The sequence below is a fragment of the Oleiphilus sp. HI0067 genome (assembly GCF_001635735.1).
This window is the reverse complement of sequence record NZ_LWFI01001705.1, coordinates 1-852: the sequence shown is the minus strand read 5'-3', so window position 1 is coordinate 852 and position 852 is coordinate 1. Positions and strand designations below refer to the sequence as shown.

Here is an 852-nt window from a genome sequence, read left to right as displayed (position 1 = left end):
GCGTTATCGAGTTCAATCGAGGCGCCTTGCGTTGCGAAGCTAAGATTAATTGAACTTGCCAATCCGCCAGTTTGCTTTGACGTATCGCCGGTTGGCAAGTTGAAGCTCAGGCTTACTGCGTCGCTTATGAAAGATGTAGGACGCATTTCGACAAAAAGCATGGTATCTCCCAGACCATGCGATCTATCAATACGTTTATATGTTTCACCGTTTTTTGTGATATTCCAATTCAGCTGGTTATTTGTAGATTGCTCGCGACCATTCTGAGGCATGCCAAATACGTCATGAAATTCGTAGATTGGATCGTCTAAATATCCAGAGCGATGCGCTTGATATTGCAGTGATAAGCCGAGGCTAAGAGTGCCCGTTCGATAGGTAAGCGTTTCTCGGATAAGCGATGTTTCTCCATCAACATCGTATGTTGTTTGGTCTACGGTCGATTGCCTGAAATAATTAGATATTGCCACACTGGTTTCAAACGTCATTTTACTTTGCTTTTGAGCAGCAGATGGATAGTGCGCGTAAGGAAGCTGGCCGATTAGCGGGTTCAAATTTACATACTGAATTTTTGATGCGTAGGCACGTTGATCAAACAATGATAAGAACAGGATGATCAAGGCCGATATCAAGGATTGAGAGCGGAGCATATCAGTCTATCTTTTATTTAACGGCGCTCAGGATAGAGCAGACCGAAGTTATTTGTTAGTGTTGTTACGCACATATAATAATTTACTAATAAAACGGAGTTTTCGTGTTGTCGCTCTTAGAAGGACTTTTTGAATCAAAATTGTTAAGCAAAATTTGGTTCAAGAGCGTTGGTGTCGTTCTCTTCGCTACGGCAGCTTTATATAT

Annotated in this window: 1 protein-coding gene; it reads right to left on the bottom strand. The window is 42.0% G+C overall.

Annotation, left to right across the window (positions count from 1 at the left end; genetic code table 11):
• Nucleotides 1-647, bottom strand: a 647-nt coding sequence (locus A3739_RS27080) for a DUF3187 family protein (protein WP_156502890.1), incomplete at its 3' end; no start/stop codon positions are given.
• Nucleotides 648-852: the final 205 nt, after the last annotated feature.